Origin of the sequence: Providencia sp. wls1943 (assembly GCF_009706275.1) — a bacterium.
In the GTDB taxonomy this organism is placed as follows: Bacteria; Pseudomonadota; Gammaproteobacteria; order Enterobacterales; family Enterobacteriaceae; genus Providencia; species Providencia zhijiangensis.
Genome location: NZ_WLTU01000015.1, coordinates 53,434 through 77,425, shown reverse-complemented (window position 1 = coordinate 77,425; position 23,992 = coordinate 53,434). Strand labels below are relative to the sequence as shown.

The following is a 23,992-nucleotide window of genomic DNA, read 5'->3' as shown; positions in this document are numbered from 1 at the left end:
TGTGTTCCCATCCTTTTTGCTATGCGTAGCGTAGGTTATAAGACTCTAGCGATGATAAACCTATTGATAAACTGTGAGGTCAGTGGACGAGATCACACTCACCCTGATGAAAAATACGCTCTATTTTTTTGGAACTTCGCACTGTAGCGAGCCATTTCGCTACAGCACAAAGTTGGGAGCGGTGAATTACTCTTCCGCAGCGATCATGCTCAGATAACCTTGAGCATCAATAAGATCAGCTAACTGAGAGTCATCGCTCATCTTAATACGGAAAATCCAACCTTCTTGATATGGCGATTCGTTCACCAGCTCTGGAGAGTCGCTGAGTGCATTGTTAACGGCAATGATTTCACCACTAATCGGTGCATAAATATCGGATGCTGCTTTCACAGACTCAACGACAGCACAGTCGTCCCCTGCGCTCACTACATCACCCACGTCCGGTAAATCAACAAACACCATGTCGCCTAAAGTTTCTTGCGCATGTTCAGTGATACCCACCGTGAATTCACCATTACCTTCATCACGCAGCCATTCGTGTTCGCGGGTATATCTTAATTCTTTAGGTGCATTGCTCATTTCTAGCCTCTCTTTTGATTCTGACCATATGTTCTTGAGAAAAAGTTTTTGAGAAAACGTTTTAAAATCAATTTGTATTAGAAAATATCTAATTACACTAATGCCTTACCTTCACGGACAAATCCGGGTTTTACCACTTCAACCGGCATTTCCCGCTGACGAATTTCAACGATAGCGTGATTTTTAATGTCACTTGGTACACGCGCTAACGCGATACTGAAACCTAACGTTGGAGAGAATGAACCACTGGTGATCACCCCCTCATGCAATTTACCTGATTCATCCGTAAAGCGCACAACCTGTTCGGCACGCAGAATGCCTTTTTCGCGCATCACGATGCCCACCAGCTTATCGGTACCCTTGGCCCGCTGTTTTTCCAGCGCTTCACGACCGATAAAGTTTCTGTCTTGCGGCTCCCAAGCAATTGTCCACCCCATATTGGCCGCTAATGGAGAAATAGATTCATCCATATCTTGCCCATAGAGATTCATACCCGCTTCAAGGCGCAGAGTATCACGAGCCCCCAAACCAGCAGGGTGAACGCCAGCTTTCAACAATTTATGCCAGAAATCCACGATCTGCTGTTTCGGCATCGCAATTTCATACCCTTTTTCACCCGTGTAGCCTGTGGTCGCAATAAATAGATCACCAGTTTGGACACCATAGAAAGGCTTCATATCTTTGATGGCGGCACGCTGTTCATCGGTCAGTAAAGTGTGAACTTTCTCTTGAGATTTCGGACCTTGAACAGCAACTAACGCCAAATCATCACGTACAGTAATCGCGACCGCATAATCTTTTGCGTGCTGCTCAATCCACGCAATATCTTTGTCTCGCGTCGCAGAGTTAACCACAAGGCGGTAGAAGTCATCTTCAAGGTAATAAACAATCAGGTCATCAATCACACCACCCGATGCATTCAGCATACCGGTATACAGCGCGCGACCTTTGATGGTGAGCTTGGCAATATCATTGGCGAGAAGATAGCGAAGAAAATCACGGCAACCTTCACCATGTAAGTCAACAATCGTCATGTGGGAAACATCAAACATTCCTGCATCGGTTCGAACAATATTATGCTCGTTGATTTGCGAACCATAGTGCAGTGGCATCATCCAGCCGTGGAAATCCACCATTTTTGCACCGCAGGCTATATGCTCATCATATAGAGTCGTTTGCTTTACCATGAATACCCTCTTTACATTACTGTGTCTGATGGGGTGATCGCGCGATGAACGGCATAAATTTTTGTCTGTAAACCCCGTTTCATCAAAACGCAAATCATCGGATTTGATTCAAAACCGCTAACATTCGAAATTGGATGCTATAAAAAAAAATAGGGTGACGTACTCTCTGTATTACTCATTGCATCATTACATTTCCAGTGGTTTTTGTTAAATAATTGAGAACGATCACTCAATCCCTTCATATTTGGCTTATTACTGCGCAAAATATCATCGAAATTGAGACTTACCCCAAAAATGCAGATAAATTCAAAAAAGCACATGAATTAGAAAAACTAATCCGAAATAATGGATAAATTAGTTTTTCTCAGCTATTGGTAGACTAGGCTAACGGCTAACGGCTAACGGCTAACGGCTAACGAGGTGGAATAAAAAATAAAAAACCTGAGTATTTAAAATTAAACACTCAGGTTATCTGGAAGAGAATTAAGGCGGAATTAAGCGTTATTAGCCGGTAGTTGCTTCAACCATTTAGGCATATCCGACAAGCCCATTGCGTGGTTCAATAATTGCGGTTTAACCCCCGGCAAACTGTCCGCTAAAACAAGGCCAATATCTCGCAGCAGTTTCTTCGCAGGGTTATTGCCATCAAACAGTTCACGGAAACCTTGCATACCCGCTAACATCACCGCAGCGCTATGCTTGCGGCTACGTTCATAGTCACGCAAATAGAAATATTGACCAAAGTCTTTGCCTTCACGGTGCAGCCTTCTGATTTCACCAATCAACATAGCAACATCCATAAAACCAAGATTCACACCTTGACCGGCTAGAGGATGAATGGTGTGAGCCGCATCCCCAAGTAGCGCTAAACGCTGCGCCGCGAACTGGCGTGCATAGCGCCCAGTTAACGGAATTGTTAAACGGTCGCTTTCTAATTGGCAAAAACCTAAATTAACATCAAATGCGACGGTCAATTCTTTCTCAAATTCTAACTTATCCAAATCTTGACGACGAGCCGCCGCTAAGTTTGGCAAAGACCAAACAATCGAGCATAAATGCGGGTCACTTAACGGTAAGAACGCGAGGATGCCTTCACCATTAAAGGCTTGGCGGGCAATACCTTCATGCGGGCGTTCGGTTCGAATGGTTGCCACCAGTGCGGTATGTTCATAATCCCAGAAAGTGAGCGGAATATCCGCGTGGCTACGCAACCATGAATTTGCGCCGTCTGCCCCGACTATCAAGCGAGCCGTTAACATATTTTCATCGTCTAAAGTGATGAAAACGTCATTTTCCCCCCACACTACCTTTTTGATAGTTGCAGGTGCCAGTAAAGTCACATCGCGCAATTGGCTGGCTTTTTGCCATAAGGCGTCGCGCACCACATTGTTCTCAACAATATGACCTAAATGCGAGAGATTTTGGTCTTGCGCGGAAAAAGCAATACGGCCGAAACTGTGGTTGTCCCACACTTCCATCCCGTTATAGGCGGCAGCACGCATCCCTTTGATGACTGACCACACATCTAAATGAGTCAATAATTTTTCACTGGCAGCATTGATTGCCGACACGCGTAGCGCATGAGGAGCGTTAGCAGAGAATGGCGTTTTAGGTGGATGGTTTTCAACGACCGCCACACGTAAACCACTGCCTTCGAGTCCACATGCCAGTGCGAGCCCAACCATACCACCACCGGCGATAACCACATCAAACGATTGCATATTTTAATTCCTCTTAGTTTTGTGGTTATTTATGTGCGACCCAGCCAAGGGTTTGGCGGGCTAAAACATCACGAACAGGCGGCAACATCTCCATCACCATCAGACCTAAATTACGCCCCACGATTAATGGGAAGCAACGATTAGCAAATAAACGCACCAGACCATCAGTCATGGTGACCGTTTTTTCTCGGTCGGCTAATCGGGTTTGTTGGTACTGACTGAGCAATGAATAACTACCAATATCTTGCTGATTATCATGAGCATTGACGACTAATTCAGCTAATTGCATGACATCACGGATCCCAAGGTTGAAACCTTGCCCTGCAATTGGGTGTAATGTCTGCGCCGCATTTCCCACCAGCGCAACACGGTGACTGACAGGATTCACCGCTTTTCTTAACACTAATGGGTAACAATTACGTTTACCCGCTTGGGTAATTTCCCCTAAGCGCCAGCCAAAGGCTTGCTGTAATTTGCGAATAAAGGTTTCATCATCCCACGCATTAATATCGTCAGCATGTTCTTGGTGATGACACCAAACTAACGAGCTACGCCCTTCAGACATAGGTAATAATGCCAAAGGACCAAATTCAGTAAAACGCTCGAAGGCGCGACCTGCGGGGTCAATCGAGGTTTTCACATTGGCAATAATCGCCACTTGTCCATAATCATCTTGCTGCCATTGCATGTTGCAAGCTTGGCCAATCGCGGAACGACTACCATCCGCCGCCACTAATAAACTGCCCGTGATTTGCTCACCGCTGTCTAACGTGACAGTCACATTCTCCACGGTACGCTTAACATGCTCCACTTTAGCGGGACAATAAAGTGTAACGCCAGGCGCTTTACGTAACAGTGAAAATAAACGGGCGCCCGCTTCATGCAATTCAATCACATTACCCAATTCGGTGATTTGATGATCTTCCGCATGAATATTAACGAACCCTGCGTGCCCTCTATCGGACACATGAACGTGATTAATGGGGGTGACGCAATCAGCAAATGCAGACCAAACACCTATCGATGATAAGTACTGGCAAGTGCCGTGCGCTAACGCAATCGCTCGTGCATCAAAGCCCGGATGTTGGTTATCCGGTTGAGATGCTTCGATAATTGATACCGAAACACGTCCTTGACTGAGTGATGAAATCGCCAGTGCCAATGTCGCACCAGCCATTCCTCCCCCAACAATAATCACATTCATAGGTTGTTAATTACCTTCTATTATTACTTTTTACTGCTTAACCTAAGCGTTTTTTAGCTGCCGCCATTAACGCTTCAATTTCATCAGGATCTTTGACGACCATCGCCGTTAAATTTTCATTCCCATCTTCAGTGATAAGAATATCGTCTTCTATGCGAACACCAATACCACGGTATTGAGGCGGTACATCAGCGTCTGGCGCAATATATAATCCCGGTTCAATAGTCAGCACCATGCCTGGCTCTAAAATGCGGTCTCTTTCTACACCGTAGAAACCGACATCATGAACATCTAAGCCCAGCCAATGGCTTAAACCATGCATAAAAAATGGATGATACGCTTTGTTTTCGATCAATTGTTCGACATCACCCTGCAAAATGCCTAATTTCACTAAGCCTTCCGTTTTAATACGAACAATTTGGCGAGTCACTTCGTGAATGCTGGTACCAGGGCGATACAGTTCTAATGCGGTATTGATAGATTGAAGAACGATATCGTAAATTTCACGCTGCTCTTTGGTAAATTTTCCATTTACAGGAAAAGTTCGGGTGATATCTCCGGCGTAACCTTCTAACTCTGCACCGGCATCAATCAGGACTAAGTCCCCGTCTTTCATCGCACATTCATTTTCTATGTAGTGCAAAATGCAGGCGTTTTCGCCACTACCGACGATGGTGTTATAGGATGGGAAACGCGCACCATGGCGAGTAAATTCATACTCAATCTCACCACAGAGTTGATATTCATACATATTCGGGCGGCAAGTTTCCATCGCACGAATATGCGCTAATGCCGAGATTTCACCCGCTTTACGCATGACCGCCATTTCTGCATCCGACTTAAATAGGCGCATTTCGTGCACCATTGGACGCCAGTCAATGACAGTACGAGGGGCTTTTAAATTGCGACGGCTTCCTCGGCGCAGGACATCCAACGCACCGAAAACCAGTTTATCCGCGTAATCAAATTCACCTTGAGCGTGATAAATCACATCGAGGCCGTTGAGTAATTGATAGAGCTGATCAACGATTTCATCAAATGGCAGCGCTTTATCAACACCGAGTTTTTCCGGTGCCGCATCTTGACCTAAACGACGCCCAAACCAAATTTCTGCCGTGAGATCGCGAACACGGTTGAACAGCACGGTGTGGCTATGTTTCTCGTCACTTTTTATTAAAACTAAAACCGCTTCTGGCTCACTAAATCCAGTCAGATACAGAAAATCACTGTGCTGGCGATACGGATATTCGCAATCCGCATTACGTTGTGCTTCCGGTGCTGAGAAGATAATAGCAGCACTTGCTGGCGCCATTTGAGCCAATAATGCATTACGACGAGAAATAAATTCCTGCTTATTCATACCGTTATTGCCTTATTATTTGGGTTTTAGGTTGGTTGCTTGTTTGATAATTAGCTAAAAATCAAACGGCAATCAGTTTAAATTAGGTAAATCCGTTCCTTAACCGTAGGTGACTGACAATGCAGAAAGCCTACAGTTAGTGGGTCGCTACCTAGTATTATAGATTAGTGAAGAACGGGCTTGATATTCTCGACAGCGGTTGGACCTTTTTTCGGCTCAGCCAGTGCGATGTAACACAGTTGAACGGCAACTCTCACATATTCAACAACTTCTTCTAATGCTTGCTCTAACTCTTCTTGGTCTTCTTCTTCATCATAACCAAGCATACCGATGTTACGTAGATCAGTAATTACTTCACTAATCTCTTTTTTATCAGTCAATTTAGGTTGAGCAACGCCAATACCAAGTAAGAAGTGGTTAACCCAGCCAGCCAGTGCGTCTGCATGGTCAAACACAGAAGCGTCTTCATCCGGAAATAGCATGTTGAATGCAAATTCGGTGTCATCTAATGCTTCAAATGTGAGGTCATATAGCTCGCGCAACGGTTGTGAAACGGTTTGCGGAAATGCAAGCCCGTCATTCGCCAGATCATGAACAAGCGTTTGCCAACCGTGATCACGGCTTCCTCCGCAAATCAGTCCGGTTATTAAACCATGGATCTCGGCGGCAGTGAGTGCGATTGAGTGCTGTTGGAGTAAGTTGTCCAACGATTCATAGTTAGGTAAAGATTTTTGTATAGACATCTGAATTCGTCATGTTAGCTTGGGATTCGTGATATGCTACCACCAAGGATAGCCGCTAGACCAGCCTGCTTTTTTTGTCTGAGTTATTATTAGCTTATTTTTATTCTAAACTAGTAATATATCGCCAATGCCTATCTCAGCATAAGCTATGCAAAAATTAACAACATTTACGCCAAATGTCCTACTTTTATTGGCGAAAACGATTTTAGTATGGAGGTACCATGTCCGCACAACCCGTTGATATTCAGATTTTTGGGCGCTCTATGCGCGTTAATTGCCCAATAGAACAAAAAGAAGCGCTCTTAGAGTCAGCAAAAGAATTAGAAGAACGCTTAAAAACGTTAAAAGACCGAAGCGGTGTCACTAACACTGAACAGCTTATTTTCATTGTCGCATTGAACGTCTGTCACGAATTAGCACAAGAAAAGACAAAAACGCGCGATTATGCTTATAATATGGAAGAGAAGATAAAAGTATTGCAACAGACAATTGAACAAGCATTGCACGATCAGGTGAAAATCACTGAGAGGCAGGTATTGCCCCTAGAGTAAATATGCTTATTAATCAATCACTAGTAAAAAAATAAAACGAAAAATTAGGTTGCATTTATACTCTAATTTCGTACAATGCAATCACTGAGTAACGAAAGTTCTCAAAACAAATTTCTCTGAGATGCGCGTCAGTGGGTAAGTCCCCTGAGCCGATATTTCATACCAAACAGAATGTGGTTATTGCGCTGGTGAGCATGCCTGATTCGCTCAGGAAGCCTAAAGGTTGCTAAACTGCGTTCACCTTGAACCAAGGGTTCAAGGGTTACAGCCTACAACGGCATCTTGGAGACCTCCCTTCTATTTAGTCTGCTCTTATTCTTTGCACAAAATCCCAAACCCGCGCTAAAAATTACTTATTCCTATTCCTTGCGATATACTGTTTCGTAGGTTTTTCCACGAGTTATCAACTTGCTATTAGGAAATGATTTATGGGAATGGTTATGTCAGATACGCTCTCTTCACTACGTCAAAAAATCCGTAAATCCATTCGAGCAACTAGACGGGAACTGACACTAGAAGCCCAAGATAACGCGGCTCAACACATTATCGCTCACATACTTAATCATCCCAAAATAGCGTCAGCTAAAACGATTGCCCTATTTCTTTCGTTCGATGGTGAAATTAATACACGTCCATTAATCCAAACCCTTTGGGATCACGGAAAACAAGTTTATCTCCCCGTTATTCATCCCTTTAATTCTCATCATTTGTTATTTTTGCACTACACGCCGAAGACTATCTTAGTAAAAAATAAATTTAATATTGAAGAACCACAATTGAATGTCTTGGATGTATTACCTATCGAGCAACTGGATATTATGATGGTCCCGCTGGTGGCCTTTGATAGCCAAGGACAACGGTTAGGAATGGGTGGCGGATTTTATGATAGAACATTGGCAAACTGGCAACAAACTGGCTTTTATCCTATTGGGCTCGCCCATGATTGTCAGTTAGTTGAAGATTTACCCGTTGCGCATTGGGATATTCCGTTGCCAGAAATTATTACCCCGAAAAAAATATGGCGCTGGTAAATACCAACGCCACGGTGTTTTTAATATATCGACTGATTAGAACAACAGACGAGCGCGGATAGTGCCCGGTAGAGATTTTAATTTCAGTAATACTTCATCCGCTTGGCTTGGCGACTGCGTTAGCACATCAATAACCACGTAGCCCACATTACCGGAAGTTCTCAGGTATTGCCCGACCACGTTAATGTTATTTTCAGTAAACACTTGGTTGATACTGTTCATGATACCAGGGCGGTTTTCATGAATGTGCAGTAAGCGGTTAGTATCATCCATATGCACTGGCAGAGAAACTTCAGGGAAGTTAACCGCAGATAATGTTGAACCATTATCTGAGTATTTTGCCAGCTTGCTTGCTACTTCTAAGCCGATATTTTCTTGTGCTTCCTCTGTTGAACCACCGATATGTGGAGTCAGGATCACGTTATCGAATTTAATCAACTCAGAGATGAATGGATCATTAGGATCGTTGTTTGCCGCAGGCTCCGTTGGGAATACGTCAACCGCTGCACCTGAGAGTTTTTTGCTCTCTAACGCTGCACTTAATGCAGGAATATCAACGACAGTACCGCGTGATGCGTTGATGAAAATCGCACCTTGCTTCATTTGCTCGAACTGTGCTTCGCCAAACATATTCTTTGTGCTTGCAGTTTCAGGCACATGTAGGCTCACTACATCGCTCATTTTTAATAATTCTGGTAATGAACGAACTTGAGTTGCGTTACCTAATGGTAATTTGTTTTCGATATCATAGAAGTAAACATCCATACCGATACCTTCAGCTAAAATCCCTAACTGTGTGCCGATATGACCATAACCAACAATACCTAAGCGCTTACCACGAGCCTCAAAACAACCCTTCGCTTGTTTTTCCCAGATCCCACGGTGAGCTTGCATATTCGCTTCAGGAATACGACGTAACAACAGTAATAACTGGCCTAATACCATTTCCGCCACGGAACGGGTGTTGGAGAATGGTGCGTTAAAGACAGGAATACCGCGCTTCGCTGCAGCATCGAGATCAACTTGGTTGGTTCCAATACAGAAACATCCCACAGCCACCAGCTTTTCTGCGGCAGCAAAGATCTCTTCCGTCAAATGAGTACGGGAGCGGATCCCCACAAAACGCGCGTCTTTAATCGCTTCTTTTAGTTCTTCGTCCGACAGCGCGCTTTTGTGATATTCGATATTGGTGTAACCCGCTGCTTTGAGGTTATCCACAGCACTTTGGTGAACACCTTCGAGCAGTAAAAATTTAATTTTGTCTTTCTGCAAAGATACCTTGACCATTTACCCTACCCTATCGTACTTAATTTTTGACCGATGAATTTCGTATGAACTCAAAATAATTCGAGATGCACGCCATGAAATTAAGGCACTCCAGCCCCTTCACATGCACCTTGAAATAAAACGAGAATACCAACATAGCAAAATCCAGCGCAGTAGCAATACAAACGATTGCTTAGACTCTGCTAAAATGTGTGATGAAAAAGAAGTTATATGGTGGAAAATCTAGAGCGGTAACACAAAATAAGCATTTTGCCCACCTAATGGGCATTTGTGTGAGATATATCACCAAAATAACGGAAGGTAAAAAAAATTTAAATAATTTTCATGTTGATGATATTTGCAAAAGTCATTAACCGTCCAACTATCTACTCAAAAATAAAATAAGCTAGCCAAAAACAAAATAAGCCAGTGAACTCGAAAATCCACTGGCTTATCATTCATTCTAGCTAATTATAACTTAATAGTTTTTACGCCATCAGCTGTTCCCATCAGCACGACATCCGCACCGCGGTTAGCAAATAATCCGACTGTGACGACGCCAGCAATCCCGTTGATTTTATTTTCTAAAGCCACTGGGTCGAGGATTTCTAAGTTGTGAACATCTAAAATAACGTTACCGTTATCCGTTACCACATTTTCACGGTAAACTGGCTGCCCCCCCAGTTTGACTAGCTCACGAGCCACATAGCTACGCGCCATTGGGATCACTTCCACTGGCAGAGGGAATTTACCCAGTACGCCCACCAGCTTAGATTGGTCTACGATACACACGAATGTTTTAGCAATAGCAGACACGATTTTTTCACGAGTTAACGCTGCACCGCCGCCTTTGATCATGTTCATGTTACCGTCAACTTCATCAGCGCCATCAACATAGACATCTAATAAATCTACGCTATTGCAGTCAAAAACGGGAATACCCAAGGATTTTAATTTCTGAGTTGACGCTTCAGAACTAGAGACAGCGCCTTCGATTTGCCCCTTCATTGTTGCTAATGCATCAATAAAGTGAGATGCGGTAGAACCTGTACCGACACCAACAATGGTGCCCGGTTTAACATATTCTAATGCCGCCCAACCTACTGCTTTTTTTAATTCATCCTGAGTCATGCGAGAGCCTTATGCTGAAATAATGAGTCATTAAGTAGATGTCCAATAGTATATACCGGACACCCAGCAAGTTGCAGTATTGTTATTAGGGATTGTGCACTACTTCTTATGAAAAATACCCTTTAGGAATATTTGCAAGTGTTATCCCTAAAAATATGGCATAGTGATTAGCAGAATAACAAGAAGGAGAGTTTTTGATGAAGCGCCCTGATTATCGCGCCTTGCAAGCACTGGATGCCGTCATTCGTGAACGCGGATTTGAACGAGCAGCACAAAAATTGTGTATCACCCAATCTGCGGTTTCTCAACGAATCAAACAGTTAGAAAACCTTTTTGGTCAACCTTTACTCGTGCGTACTGTTCCGCCACATCCGACTGAACAAGGTCAAAAACTGCTAGCGCTGCTTCATCAAGTAGAATTACTCGAAGAACAGTGGCTTGGAGATGAAAACAGCGGCTCTACCCCATTATTGCTCTCCTTAGCGGTAAACGCCGATAGCTTGGCAACTTGGTTCTTACCGGCATTAAATCCCGTACTGGGTAACACCCCCATTCGCTTAAACATCCAAGTGGAAGATGAAACCCGCACCCAAGAACGTTTAAGACGTGGTGAGGTAGTCGGTGCTATCAGTATTCAGCCACAAGCGCTACCGGGCTGTCTAGTCGATAAACTGGGTGCTCTGGACTATATTTTCGTGGCGTCCCCTGGCTTTGCGGCTAAATATTTCCCTGAAGGTGTGACTCGCGCATCGTTATTAAAAGCGCCAGCCGTGGCCTTTGACCACTTAGATGATATGCACCAAGCCTTTGTACAACAAAACTTTGGTCTCTCTCCAGGTAGCGTCCCTTGCCATATTGTTAACTCATCGGAAGCATTTGTGCAGCTAGCAAAGCAGGGTTCAACATGCTGTATGATCCCGCATTTGCAAATTGCCAGTGAATTAGAAAATGGTGAGCTGATCGATTTAACACCGGGGTTATGCCAACGACGGATGCTTTATTGGCATCGCTTTGCGCCAGAAAGCCGCACAATGAAGAAAGTGACTGACGCCCTGCTGAAAACAGGACGCCAGATGCTAAAACAAGATGATGAAATTGCTGCCGAAATTAACGCTTAATTTCAAAAACCACATCGACTTGGTCATTAAAATCAATACGTTGTTGCTCATAGGTCTCATCAACATTGAGATCTTGAGCAGCAGCTTTCAACGCGCCACCACGACTACGCATCGCCATTGGGTATGGTACATCTGATGGAGCATTATAATTAATGCTGTAAATCGGCCCTAGCTGTGCATTAAACCCTTTCGCCAGCGCTTCAGCCTGCTGTTGAGCATTCTTCATCGCTTGGTCACGCGCTGCATTACGATATTTCTGCGGATCATTCACGCCAAATTGTACTGAATTAATTTCATTCAATCCTGCCGCTAATGCGCCATCGAGCAGAACATTCAGTTGATCCAGTTTTTTCACTTTGACTTCAACGGTTCTTGTCGCGGTATAGCCTTTTAAAGACGCCTTAGCAGTCGAACTATAATCATAGTTTGGTTGCGTACGTACATTGGCAGCTTCAATATCTTGCTTTTCAATGCCATTTTTCTTTAGGAATTCATAATATTCAGCAACACGCTTATCAACGGCGGCTTTCGCAGCAGCGGCATCTTTATTGGTCACTTGCACATTAATGCTCAGCGTCGCCATATCTGGCGCCACTTTCACAGCACCACGTGCTGATGTTGAAATATGTGGACCTTCTGGCACGGCACTTGCCAATGACATGGTTGGTACCGCAAGACCTGCCAGCAGGGCAGCAACAACGATAGATTTCAATTTCACAGAACCTCCCAATGGTGTTTTTCTCTACAATAAAAAGGAAGCTCATCATAAACTTCCTTTGATTAAGGTTCACATTATCATATTCAGCTCAAACTGCGATTCAGAATAATGCTAATTAATAACCCAAACCATGCATCGCGAGTTTAAATGCAATAAACCACATGACACAACCGACAAACAAGTTAATCAAACGCTGAGAGCGTGGTTTATTCAGTATAGGAGAAAACCAAGCGGCTAATATGGCTAATAAGAAAAACCATACAAATGAAGCCGTCAAAGCCCCTGCAGTAAACCATGGACGTAATTGGCTTTCTAATTGCCCACCGACACTGCCTAACACCACAAATGTATCCAAGTACACATGAGGATTCAGCCAAGTGACAGCAAATAAAGTCACAATCACTTTCCAGCGTGTCATTGTTGTACTTTCTAACTGTAAGACCTCATCATCTGAAGTCATAGCTGTACGAAACGCCCCATAGCCATACCATGCTAAGAATGCGACTCCAGCCCATGTAATTAACGCCATCAATAACTCAGACTGGCTTAATAACGCACTGCCGCCAAATACACCAGCAATGATTAAAATCGTGTCACTTAGAGCGCATAATAATGCACTCATTAAATGAAATTGTTTGCGGCTACCTTGTTGCAATACAAACGCATTTTGTGGCCCCAAAGGTAATATCATTGCAGCCCCAAGTAGAGCCCCCTGAAAATAAATCGTAAACATGCAATTTTTCCCAATAATTATTCAGACAATCTGCCAAGAATAATATCCAGAAAAAATTATTAGTGAAAACGATTAACTCTAATGGTCCATAAGCAAGGCTAATCAGAATTGGCGATAAGGAAATGATAAAAAATCAGGATAAGGTTAAGCACAAAGTGTAAATAAAAATGGCGCAACTTTTTAGGTCACGCCATTTTTAAAGATAAATACGTTAAGACTTATTCAGCAGAAATATTTTTTGCGCTAGTATTAACTTGGTGAAGATGAACATCCATTTGCGGGAATGGAATACCAATATTGTGCTTATCAAGCGCACGCTTAAAGTTTTCCATTAAATCCCAATAAACTGGCCAAGTATCGCCATTCGTTGTCCAGAAACGCACTAAATAGTTTAATGAAGATGGCGCCATTTCATTTAAACGGATAGTAACACCTTTGTCATGAAGAATGCGTTTATCCGCAGCAACGATATCACCCAAGACTTTTTTAACCATATCAATATCAGAATTGTAAGCAACACCGACCATGATATCTTGACGACGAAGCGGCTCACGAGTCACGTTAATGATGCTGTCACCAATAATTTTACCGTTTGGGATCACCACGATACGGTCATCTGCCGTTCTCAATGTGGTTGAGAAAATTTGCACGCTTTGTACTGTACCGTCAATTGCGCCAATCTTAACAAACTCACCCGCTTTTAATGGTCTGAATACCACCAGCAGAACGCCCGCAGCAAAGTTACCTAATGAGTTTTGTAATGCTAAACCAACCGCTAAACCGGCGGCACCCATTACCGCGATGACAGAGGCAGTTTGTACGCCAATTTTGCCCAGCACAGCAATTAAGGTAAATGCCACAATGGTATAGCGAGCAATAGCAGATAAGAATTCGCTAACAGTGGAGTCAATTCCTCTCATTGTCATCACGCGATTCAAACCACGGCTAACCCATTTAGCAATCATCAACCCCACAATTAAAATAACAAGTGCGGAAACGATATTGACGACATACTGGACTAGCAGATCCTGATTTGCCACAAACCAATTTGTTGCATCATTCAATGCGCCTGTAACATCATCAGTATTCATATGTATATCCTTTTCGATCAAATTTAGACTAGGAAAACTCGCTCAATTCAATTAATAACCTTAGAAACTATTAGTAAATAATTGAATAACACGCTTAAAATAATAGCTATAAATTATCAAAATATAAAATTAATCGATAAATAAAATGCTATTTATCGATTTTCGATAACAAACTCACGATAGTCATCCAACATATCGAAAAAGTCATTGATACCGCAAAAGGCAATGCTTTCATTATCATAGTAACTCATGCCTTCTTCTAACCCATCGGTCTCAAACGCTAACTGATTCGCACGGATCATGACTTCCTCATCATCTAGAATCAGTGTGTATTCGTGACCAATAAACTCCCACTGCTTTTCACTGCCTTTAATCAGTTCATAATTATCTGCGATAGTATCCAGTAAACTGAGGTCGTTTTTAATTTCCTCGTTTAGCCAATAACCGATAGCTTCATGATCCATTGAAAATTTAGCAGTAATACTTCCTGTAATATCCTTTAAGAATTGGTAGTCCATATGCAATACCTCAACACTTTGCGTCTTTGAATTAAGTATAACGCGAGTCAAGTGGGTTTGCTTAGCGCTATTACAGACTGTCAGAAGAAAATTAATGGTCGTGACTATTACGCTGCATAAATAGGTTTATTCAATTAAGATTGATACTCGCTACCCAACTCGGCAATAGGAACCTCAATGATTAATCGATTAGACCATTTAGTCTTAACCACCACAGATCTTGATGCCTGTCTTAATTTTTACCAACGTATTTTAAAGATGTCTGTGATCACCTTCGGTGAACAACGTTTTGCCCTGCAATTTGGTCAGCAAAAAATAAATATTCACCAATATGGGAAAGAGTTTGAACCTAAGGCACACTTGCCTGTTCCAGGATCGTTAGATCTCTGCTTTATCAGTGATATTCCACTGATAGAAGTTCAACAGCATATTGAACAGCAAGGTGTGGAAATTATAGAGGGGCCAGTGCAACGAACTGGTGCAATCGGTAAGATGACTTCTTTATATATCAGAGATCCTGATTTGAATTTAATTGAAATTTCACAATATCTTTAACGCTCACCTAGCCATATTCGTATTCTTTGCTAGAAGAAAGATAGAAAAAACCCCAAAAATTGAATTCTCAATTCTTGGGGTTAAATGAGTATGATTCTATCTATCGCTGATTAAACAGCAGTTTGGAAAATCACACCATCCGCTTTTTCAGTGTACTGATCCAGTCGATCAAAGTTCAGATAGCGGTATGTATCTTCCGCAGTCTCGTCAACTTTATTCATAAACTGTTGGTACTCAGCTGGCGTTGGTAAACGACCTAACAGAGAAGCCACTGCGGCTAACTCTGCGGATGCCAGATACACATTCGCCCCTGTACCTAAACGGTTAGGGAAGTTACGAGTCGATGTCGAAACGACAGTCGCACCATCTGCCACGCGTGCTTGGTTACCCATACACAGTGAACAGCCAGGGACTTCAATACGGGCTCCGCTCTTACCAAATACGCTGTAATAACCTTCTTCAGTTAATTGAGCCGCATCCATCTTGGTTGGTGGCGCAACCCACAGGCGAGTTGGTAATTGACCTTTATGGGAATCCAGCAGTTTACCTGCCGCACGGAAGTGACCAATGTTAGTCATGCATGAACCGATGAATACTTCATCGATTTTTTCATTCTGAACATCAGACAGTAAACGCGCATCATCTGGGTCATTTGGCGCACACAGAATTGGCTCTTTGATCTCATTAAGATCAATTTCAATCACTGCTGCATATTCTGCATCAGCATCGCCTTCGAGTAACTCAGGGTTCGCTAACCAGTTTTCCATACCTTTGATACGACGTTCAATAGTACGACGGTCACCGTAACCTTCTGCGATCATCCACTTCAAAAGAACGATGTTAGATTGCAGGTATTCGATGATTGGCGCTTTATCCAGTTTGATAGTGCAGCCCGCCGCAGAACGTTCAGCCGACGCATCCGCTAATTCAAATGCTTGCTCAACCTTCAGCTCAGGAAGACCTTCAATTTCCAGAATACGACCAGAGAAAATGTTTTTCTTACCTTTTTTCTCAACAGTCAGTAAGCCATCTTTAATCGCATACAGAGGAATAGCATGAACAAGGTCACGTAATGTAATACCCGGTTGCATTTGTCCTTTGAAGCGAACTAATACGGACTCTGGCATATCCAGAGGCATAACACCGGTTGCAGCAGCAAAAGCCACTAAACCAGAACCTGCTGGGAATGAGATACCAATTGGGAAACGGGTATGCGAGTCACCACCAGTACCAACAGTATCTGGCAATAGCATACGGTTTAACCAAGAGTGAATAATACCGTCGCCCGGACGCAGAGAAACCCCACCGCGGTTCATAATAAAATCAGGCAGCGTATGGTGCGTGGTAACATCGACAGGTTTTGGATAAGCTGCCGTGTGACAGAATGACTGCATGACTAAATCTGCAGAGAATCCTAAACACGCTAAGTCTTTCAGCTCATCACGTGTCATTGGACCCGTGGTATCTTGAGAACCGACAGACGTCATTTTAGGTTCACAGTATTCACCAGGGCGAATACCTTGACGACCGCATGCACGACCCACCATTTTTTGTGCTAATGAGTAACCACGATTGCTTTGTGCAACAGGTTTCGCAAGACGGAACATGTCCGTTGCACCTAAACCTAATGCTTCGCGCGCTTTAGTGGTTAAGCCACGACCGATGATCAGAGGAATACGACCACCAGCACGAACTTCGTCGATTAACACATCCGTTTTTAATTCGAATGTTTCTAATAATTCGTTAGTTTCGTGATTACGAACTTCACCTTTATATGGATAGATATCAATCACATCCCCCATATTCAGCTTAGATACATCCACTTCAATTGGCAGTGCACCCGCATCTTCCATTGTATTAAAGAAGATAGGTGCGATTTTACCACCCAGCACCACACCGCCACCGCGTTTATTAGGCACGAATGGAATATCATCACCCATAAACCATAAAACGGAGTTCGTTGCTGATTTACGCGAAGAACCAGTACCGACAACGTCACCCACATAAGCTAGTGGGAAGCCTTTTTTGTTCAGTTCTTCGATTTGTTTAATTGGACCTACGCTACCCGCTTCATCAGGAACGATACCGTCGCGTGCGTTTTTCAGCATTGCTAAAGCATGCAGAGGGATATCAGGGCGCGACCATGCATCTGGTGCAGGAGATAAATCATCAGTGTTTGTTTCGCCAGTGACTTTAAATACAGTCACTGTCATTTTTTCAGCTAATTCTGGACGTTCGTTGAACCAATCGGCATTCGCCCATGACTCAATGACTTGCTTAGCATGTGCATTTCCCGCTTTCGCTTTTTCTTCTACATCGTAGAAGTTATCGAACATGAGTAGAGTATGGGAAAGTGCTTTCGCTGCGATGGCTGCCAATTTGGCATCATCAAGAGCTTCGATTAGCGCGTGAATATTGTATCCGCCCTGCATGGTACCAAGCAGCTCGATGGCTTTTTCAGGGGAGATCAGAGGGGAGGATGTTTCGCCTTTTGCGATCGCGGCTAAAAATCCAGCTTTAACGTACGCTGCTTCATCGACGCCCGGTGGAACACGGTTGGTCAGCAGGTCTAACAAGAAATCTTCTTCACCTTTGGGTGGGTTTTTCAGTAACTCTACTAGTGCAGCTACTTGTGACGCATCTAATGGCTTAGGGACAATCCCTTGAGCGGCACGCTCGGCTACGTGCTTACGGTATTCTTCTAGCACGACGTTCTCCTCGCTTCTTTGTTATTTATATACCCGGCTGTCTGCACCATCCTGAAAAAGTCATCATCCGGTGCCAGGTCAGAGGAATTTGCTCACATAATCTCAATGGCGATAAAATTATGTCCAGCTTCGGGCAATCAGCATAGCAGAATTTAAACATAATGTTAATTCATTCACAAGAAAGTAACATTCTTCTGCTAACTTAACCCATTAACAAACTTTATAGGGTAATTTTTAAGCTTGAAACATCATAATCCATTATAAGCATCCATTAAGACCTTACTTTTTATAATCCATTTCGTGACTGAAAGCACTCTAATTAGTGCCTTTTTTCATCCCTTATCACAAATTATATTTAATAACTCATTTTTACTTATCTGACTAATTGATAAGGCAAATCATTGCGATTGGTTTAAAATTTTTTAATGGATTTTATGGGGTTTATTGGTCTTTTTAGTTCAACCAGGTTGCTGAGGGGAAGCAATAAAAAAGAGCCTACGAAAATCTAGGCTCTGGGTCAGAAATAGATAATGTGAATTAGTTAGGTTCTTTTTCAGCTAAGTAGCGAAGAATCGCTGAGATATTTTTTAAATTGTAGCGGACTAAAATATCTTTTTCTTTAGCCTCGCATAGCATCTTGTAGTCATCTTCTAGCTGTCCTATATCTAGCTGCTGTGGGTCATTATAAATGTTATAAAGAGATTCAGATGGTACGTTCCAATAAAAATCAGAATCCAGCTTAATACTCTCGATTCCATGCTTTTTCATTTCATCGAAGATAGTATTGATTGCATCCTTCAGTACATTGAGGTCGATATTCATAAATTATCCTTTTTTAATTTTATTTATATTTTCTTTAAATATTTTAATTTCATGCTCTAAATGTCTAATCCGGCCATTAATAATTTTTTGTCTAGCTATGATATTTGGAGCATTTTTTAAGTAACCTAGATTATCAAATGCATCAGGATTACGCCTGTAAGCAGCTAATTTCTCTTCATGTAGTCTAACTTGCTCCCTAAGCGAATGAATAGACCGATTATCAGAAATGCTCAATTTCTTCCCGCTAATGTTAGCACCATCTGGATCCCATTCGGGAGGTGTACCTGAACCAGTACCACCCAATTCAACTTTATCTGAATTTGAAAGTTCTTTTCCAAGATTGGGATTTTTAGCTGCGTTATCGATATCATTAGAGCAACTCATTCCAAAAGTACAATCAAAAGTTTCTGCTAAACCATCACAAATGGAACTTAATCTATTTTCTACCCCCCTTGCAATATGACTATCGGAGATTTCTCGGTTTAAGCCTACGCTAGGGGGCAGTGAGCGAGCAGGAATAGCAAAAAAACTACTTTTTGCAATACCTAGCTTAATTAAATTTCTCTGATTAGCTTTAATACCATTGGCTAATCTGTTATGCACATATTTAATGTAAATAAGGCTTCTTCTTGCTGAACTATCAAGAAAGCCCTCATCTCCATCTGGAAATATATAGTCGTCATTCCAACCTTCATTAAACATATTTTCACTATAGCCAGCTAAAAGATTATCCCTCTCTTCAGCTGTTCTATATACTTTAGTAATTAATCGGTCAGATATTATGCATTCTTTTTTGAAAGGATCATTTTCTGGATCTAATAAAAACTTCCATTCATCAGTTGCTTCTATTTCAGATAATTTTTGATTTAGATTATCGACATGCCTTTGAATCCTTTCCGTTCTAGAGTTGAAATCTGCCTCTGATAATGAACATATATTATCTAATAAATCCTCAATATCTATTGGTGTAGATGCATCTTCACAAGCCGATATATCATCCATAATATCATTGATAACATGATACCATCCTGATAAATCATCAGTTCTAAACCTATCCGTGATACTATCGTACTCTCCGTAGCCGCCATCTCCAAAATACAAACTTGGACTTTCAATAACTGGCAATTCATCGGCAGTTACATAGATTGTACCTAAATTCTCCACTCCACTCATAAAGCAATTTCCTTATTAGCTTAAATGAAAAAGAATAAAGAAATTAAAATGTGATATGTTATTAGTCAACTAAGCGTTATTATTGATATTTATTCATTTCTTATGATTAAAGAAATATTTTATTTAATATTGATAAAAATAATGACATTAATGAATTTAACTATCTATTTATAGATAAAAAAGCAAAAAGCCAATGTGCTTCCACATTGGCTTTTATATATTCAACTGATAAACAACTAACTAAAAAGCTTTTTATCAACGCGACCTAAGAAATTATTTTTTCTTTTTCGCTTTAGCGTTTGGTAAGTCAGTGATGCTACCTTCGTAGATCTCTGCCGCCATACCAATTGATTCATACAGTGTTGGGTGAGCATGGATAGTTAATGCTAAATCTTCAGCATCACAGCCCATTTCGATTGCCAGGCCGATTTCGCCCAGTAATTCACCGCCGTTAACACCAACAACCGCACCACCGATAATACGGTTAGATTGCTTATCGAAAATCAGCTTAGTCATACCTTCAGAGCAGTCAGATGCGATTGCGCGACCTGATGCAGCCCATGGGAATGTTGCTGTTTCGTAGCTGATGTTTTTCTCTTTCGCTTCTTTCTCAGTTAAACCAACCCATGCAACTTCTGGCTCAGTATAAGCGATTGATGGAATCACTTTAGGATCGAAGTAGTGTTTCAGACCAGAGATAACTTCTGCTGCAACGTGACCTTCGTGAACACCTTTGTGAGCCAGCATTGGTTGACCAACGATGTCACCGATAGCAAAGATGTGCGGTACGTTAGTACGCATTTGTTTATCAACATGGATGAAACCACGATCATCAACTTCAACGCCAGCTTTACCTGCGTCTAAGTTCTTACCGTTAGGTACGCGACCGATAGCCACTAACACAGCGTCATAACGTTGTGGTTCAGCTGGCGCTTTTTTACCTTCCATTGAAACGTAGATACCATCTTCTTTCGCTTCAACAGCAGTCACTTTAGTTTCTAACAGTAAGTTGAATTTCTTGCTGATTTGCTTAGTGAATACTTTAACCACGTCTTTATCCGCAGCTGGGATAACTTGGTCAAACATTTCAACCACATCAATTTGTGAACCCAGTGCATGGTATACAGTACCCATCTCAAGACCGATGATACCGCCACCCATTACCAGCAGACGCTCTGGAACTTCTTGCAGTTCTAATGCATCTGTTGAATCCCAAATACGTGGATCTTCATGAGGAATAAATGGTAACTGAATTGGACGTGAACCCGCAGCAATGATCGCATTATCAAAGTTGATAGTGGTGCTGCCGTTTTCGCCTTCAACGACCAGTGTATTCGCGCCAGTAAATTTACCCAGACCGTTAACTACGTTAACTTTACGGCCTTTTGCCATACCCGCTAAGCCGCCGGTCAGTTGGGTGATAACTTTCTCTTTCCACAGACGCACTTTGGAAATGTCGGTTTTTGGCTCGCCAAATACGATACCGTGTTCAGCTAATGCTTTAGCTTCTTCGATAACTTTAGCAACGTGCAGTAATGCTTTAGAAGGGATACAACCTACGTTTAAACAAACTCCACCAAGAGTTGAGTAACGTTCTACCAAAACAGTTTCTAAACCTAAGTCAGCGCAACGGAATGCCGCAGAATAACCTGCTGGGCCTGCACCAAGCACAACGACTTGGGCTTTAATTTCAGTACTCATCATGACCTCTTTTTGTTTTGTCCAGCGGGGCCGCCGAATAAACGAATTTTCCACTGGTAAAGTACACACCGCAAGCAGTTTACAGAATTGTTAACATCCTGAAAAGACTGAATACGTGACGTAACTCCCAACCTTTCGTTGCAACAGCGAAAAACTCTGCCCCAGCCTAAATAAAACAGACCGGCCAATTGACCGGTCTTATTAGTTACATTACCAGACGGCGAATATCGCTCATCAGTTGTCCAACTAAAGTGATGAAGCGCGCACCATCAGCGCCATCAATCACACGGTGGTCAAATGACAGAGACATTGGCAGGATCAAGCGTGGAACGAACTCACTACCATTCCAAACTGGTTTGATAGAAGAGCGAGACAGACCCATAATTGCCACTTCTGGCGCATTCACAATTGGCGCAAAACCGGTAGTCCCGATACCACCTAAGCTAGAGATAGTGAAGCAACCGCCTTGCATGTCTGCTGCGGTCAGTTTACCTGCTCGCGCTTTCTTAGACACTTCACCCAGCTCACGAGATAATTCCATAATGCCTTTTTTGTTCACGTCTTTGAAAACAGGAACAACTAAACCATTTGGCGTATCTACAGCGATACCAATGTTGATATATTTTTTCAGGAACAGACGCTGTGCGTCTTCTGAAATAGAGCTGTTGAAGCGTGGCATTTCTTCCAGAGCACGAGCAACCGCTTTCATCACGAAGACTAGTGGAGTGATTTTCACATCCAGCTTTTTCTTCTCAGCTTCTTTGTTCTGCTGCTTACGGAACTCTTCAACTTCAGTGGTATCCACTTCTTCCATCAGAGTTACGTGCGGGATCATGACCCAGTTACGGCTCAGGTTAGCGCCAGAAATTTTCTGGATACGACCCAGCTCAACTTCTTCAACTTCACCAAATTTGCTGTAATCAACTTTCGGCCATGGAAGCATACCCGGTAAACCACCGCCAGCTGCTGCTGGTGCTTCTGCACGTTTGATTGCATCTTTAACGTAAGCTTGGACGTCTTCACGTAAGATACGGCCTTTACGACCTGTACCTTTCACTTTCGCTAAGTTCACACCAAATTCGCGAGCTAAACGGCGAATAACTGGTGTTGCGTGAATATACGCATCGTTCTCAACAAATTCATTTTTGCTATCAGCAGTTTTAGCTGGAGCAGAGGCTACAGGCGCTGCTGCTGGAGCTGCAACTGGTGCTGAAGCCGGAGCAGCAGTAGGAGCTGGCGCTGCACCCGCAACTTCGAAAGTCATAATCAGGGAACCAGTTTTGACTTTATCGCCAGTCGCAATCTTGATCTCTTTAACTGTACCTGCGAATGGTGCCGGTACTTCCATTGATGCTTTATCGCCTTCAACGGTGATTAAAGATTGCTCAGCTGTTACGGTGTCGCCAACTTTGACCATGACTTCGGTAACTTCAACTTCATCACCACCGATATCTGGTACGTTAACGTCTTTGATTGCCGCTGCGGCTGGTGCCGCTGTCGGTGCTGCTGGAGCAGAAACCGCTGCAGCAGGCGCTGCGCCCGCAACTTCGAATACCATGATCAGCGAGCCAGTTTTCACTTTATCGCCAGTCGCAATTTTGATCTCTTTAACTGTACCTGCAAATGGTGCTGGTACTTCCATTGACGCTTTATCGCCTTCAACGGTAATCAGAGATTGCTCAGCCGTGATTGCATCACCCACTTTAACCATGATCTCAGTGACTTCAACTTCATCACCACCGATGTCTGGTACAGCAACTTCTTTCAGTGCTGTAGCCGCAGGAGCAGCTGGTGCCGCCACTGGAGCCTCAGGCGCTGCTGCTGGCGCAGATGCACCTTCTGCTGAATCAAAAATCATGATTAATTTACCAGTAGTAACTTTGTCACCCACTGCAATTTTAATCTCTTTAACCACACCCGCTTGTGGAGATGGGACTTCCATAGACGCTTTATCACCTTCAACAGTGATGAGTGATTGCTCTGCTTCTACTTTATCGCCAACTTTGACCATGACTTCGGTGACTTCAACTTCATCAGCACCGATATCTGGCACTTGGATTTCAATAGACATTGATTATTACC

Annotated in this window: 21 protein-coding genes and 1 other RNA gene; 5 read left to right on the top strand and 17 right to left on the bottom strand. The window is 42.8% G+C overall.

All coding sequences use genetic code 11. The features are described from left to right. Positions 1-186: 186 nt before the first annotated feature. From gcvH to GKR48_RS05770, 6 genes are all read right to left on the bottom strand, one after another. Complete coding sequence (gcvH, locus tag GKR48_RS05795; RefSeq protein ID WP_154627368.1) at positions 187-579, bottom strand: glycine cleavage system protein GcvH; 393 nt, start codon at positions 577-579, stop codon at positions 187-189. Positions 580-671: 92 nt separating this feature from the next. Beyond that, a complete protein-coding gene (gene gcvT, locus GKR48_RS05790; RefSeq protein WP_154602559.1) occupies positions 672-1,766 on the bottom strand; it encodes a glycine cleavage system aminomethyltransferase GcvT in 1,095 nt (364 codons plus the stop codon). A gap of 494 nt (positions 1,767-2,260) precedes the next feature. After that, positions 2,261-3,487 carry an FAD-dependent 2-octaprenylphenol hydroxylase gene (gene ubiI / locus GKR48_RS05785; protein ID WP_154627367.1) on the bottom strand — a complete coding sequence of 409 codons (1,227 nt, stop codon included), beginning with the start codon at positions 3,485-3,487 and terminating at the stop codon, positions 2,261-2,263. Positions 3,488-3,512: 25 nt separating this feature from the next. Then, complete coding sequence (gene ubiH, locus GKR48_RS05780; RefSeq protein ID WP_154627366.1) at positions 3,513-4,691, bottom strand: 2-octaprenyl-6-methoxyphenyl hydroxylase; 1,179 nt, start codon at positions 4,689-4,691, stop codon at positions 3,513-3,515. Positions 4,692-4,728: 37 nt separating this feature from the next. Beyond that, the gene (pepP, locus tag GKR48_RS05775) at positions 4,729-6,051 is read right to left on the bottom strand and encodes a Xaa-Pro aminopeptidase (RefSeq protein ID WP_154627365.1); all 1,323 of its coding nucleotides are present in this window, start codon (positions 6,049-6,051) and stop codon (positions 4,729-4,731) included. A gap of 164 nt (positions 6,052-6,215) precedes the next feature. Beyond that, entirely contained in the window at positions 6,216-6,794 is a 579-nt protein-coding gene (locus GKR48_RS05770) for a YecA/YgfB family protein (protein WP_154602554.1), read from the bottom strand. 221 nt (positions 6,795-7,015) lie between these two features. On the opposite strand from GKR48_RS05770, the gene zapA reads away from it, so the two are divergent. From zapA to GKR48_RS05755, 3 genes are all read left to right on the top strand, one after another. Then, positions 7,016-7,345, top strand: coding sequence for a cell division protein ZapA (gene zapA / locus GKR48_RS05765; protein ID WP_036951152.1), 330 nt, complete (start codon positions 7,016-7,018; stop codon positions 7,343-7,345). 110 nt (positions 7,346-7,455) lie between these two features. Then, positions 7,456-7,638, top strand: a non-coding RNA gene (gene ssrS, locus GKR48_RS05760) — 6S RNA. Between the two features lie 135 nt (positions 7,639-7,773). Continuing rightward, on the top strand, positions 7,774-8,376 hold the full coding sequence (locus GKR48_RS05755; RefSeq protein WP_230088610.1) for a 5-formyltetrahydrofolate cyclo-ligase: 603 nt from the start codon (positions 7,774-7,776) through the stop codon (positions 8,374-8,376). 36 nt (positions 8,377-8,412) lie between these two features. Here GKR48_RS05755 and serA read toward each other — a convergent pair whose 3' ends face one another. Together serA and rpiA are read right to left on the bottom strand one after the other, a co-directional pair. After that, positions 8,413-9,663 carry a phosphoglycerate dehydrogenase gene (gene serA / locus GKR48_RS05750; protein ID WP_154627364.1) on the bottom strand — a complete coding sequence of 417 codons (1,251 nt, stop codon included), beginning with the start codon at positions 9,661-9,663 and terminating at the stop codon, positions 8,413-8,415. A 450-nt stretch (positions 9,664-10,113) separates the two neighbouring features. Beyond that, positions 10,114-10,773 (bottom strand): ribose-5-phosphate isomerase RpiA, encoded by a 660-nt coding sequence (gene rpiA, locus GKR48_RS05745; RefSeq protein ID WP_154627363.1) that lies wholly within the window; start codon positions 10,771-10,773, stop codon positions 10,114-10,116. 197 nt (positions 10,774-10,970) lie between these two features. Here rpiA and GKR48_RS05740 point away from each other — a divergent pair, with 197 nt between their 5' ends. Next, positions 10,971-11,891 (top strand): LysR family transcriptional regulator ArgP, encoded by a 921-nt coding sequence (locus GKR48_RS05740; protein ID WP_036951157.1) that lies wholly within the window; start codon positions 10,971-10,973, stop codon positions 11,889-11,891. On the opposite strand, the gene GKR48_RS05735 is transcribed toward GKR48_RS05740, so the two are convergent. The 4 genes from GKR48_RS05735 to GKR48_RS05720 form a co-directional block, all read right to left on the bottom strand. After that, positions 11,881-12,609 (bottom strand): oxidative stress defense protein, encoded by a 729-nt coding sequence (locus GKR48_RS05735; RefSeq protein ID WP_336431123.1) that lies wholly within the window; start codon positions 12,607-12,609, stop codon positions 11,881-11,883. The two genes, GKR48_RS05740 and GKR48_RS05735, sit on opposite strands and share 11 nt — an antisense overlap. A gap of 115 nt (positions 12,610-12,724) precedes the next feature. Beyond that, a complete protein-coding gene (gene argO, locus GKR48_RS05730) occupies positions 12,725-13,342 on the bottom strand; it encodes an arginine exporter ArgO (protein ID WP_154627361.1) in 618 nt (205 codons plus the stop codon). A gap of 218 nt (positions 13,343-13,560) precedes the next feature. Further along, entirely contained in the window at positions 13,561-14,433 is an 873-nt protein-coding gene (gene mscS, locus GKR48_RS05725) for a small-conductance mechanosensitive channel MscS (protein ID WP_154602550.1), read from the bottom strand. A 152-nt stretch (positions 14,434-14,585) separates the two neighbouring features. Then, positions 14,586-14,951, bottom strand: coding sequence for a YacL family protein (locus GKR48_RS05720; RefSeq protein ID WP_006658028.1), 366 nt, complete (start codon positions 14,949-14,951; stop codon positions 14,586-14,588). Between the two features lie 177 nt (positions 14,952-15,128). On the opposite strand from GKR48_RS05720, the gene GKR48_RS05715 reads away from it, so the two are divergent. Continuing rightward, complete coding sequence (locus tag GKR48_RS05715) at positions 15,129-15,506, top strand: VOC family protein (RefSeq protein WP_154627360.1); 378 nt, start codon at positions 15,129-15,131, stop codon at positions 15,504-15,506. 110 nt (positions 15,507-15,616) lie between these two features. Here the strand turns inward: GKR48_RS05715 and acnB are convergent, their stop codons facing one another. The 5 genes from acnB to aceF all read right to left on the bottom strand — a co-directional run bounded on the left by acnB (position 15,617) and on the right by aceF (position 23,981). Beyond that, the gene (gene acnB / locus GKR48_RS05710; protein ID WP_036951167.1) at positions 15,617-18,214 is read right to left on the bottom strand and encodes a bifunctional aconitate hydratase 2/2-methylisocitrate dehydratase; all 2,598 of its coding nucleotides are present in this window, start codon (positions 18,212-18,214) and stop codon (positions 15,617-15,619) included. Between the two features lie 537 nt (positions 18,215-18,751). After that, positions 18,752-19,036, bottom strand: coding sequence for a hypothetical protein (locus GKR48_RS05705; protein ID WP_154627359.1), 285 nt, complete (start codon positions 19,034-19,036; stop codon positions 18,752-18,754). A gap of 3 nt (positions 19,037-19,039) precedes the next feature. Beyond that, positions 19,040-20,209: a hypothetical protein gene (locus GKR48_RS05700; RefSeq protein ID WP_154627358.1), complete on the bottom strand. Its 1,170-nt coding sequence runs from the start codon at positions 20,207-20,209 to the stop codon at positions 19,040-19,042. 273 nt (positions 20,210-20,482) lie between these two features. Then, complete coding sequence (lpdA, locus tag GKR48_RS05695; protein ID WP_036951171.1) at positions 20,483-21,910, bottom strand: dihydrolipoyl dehydrogenase; 1,428 nt, start codon at positions 21,908-21,910, stop codon at positions 20,483-20,485. Positions 21,911-22,115: 205 nt separating this feature from the next. After that, a complete protein-coding gene (gene aceF, locus GKR48_RS05690; protein WP_154627357.1) occupies positions 22,116-23,981 on the bottom strand; it encodes a pyruvate dehydrogenase complex dihydrolipoyllysine-residue acetyltransferase in 1,866 nt (621 codons plus the stop codon). Positions 23,982-23,992 lie beyond the last annotated feature (11 nt).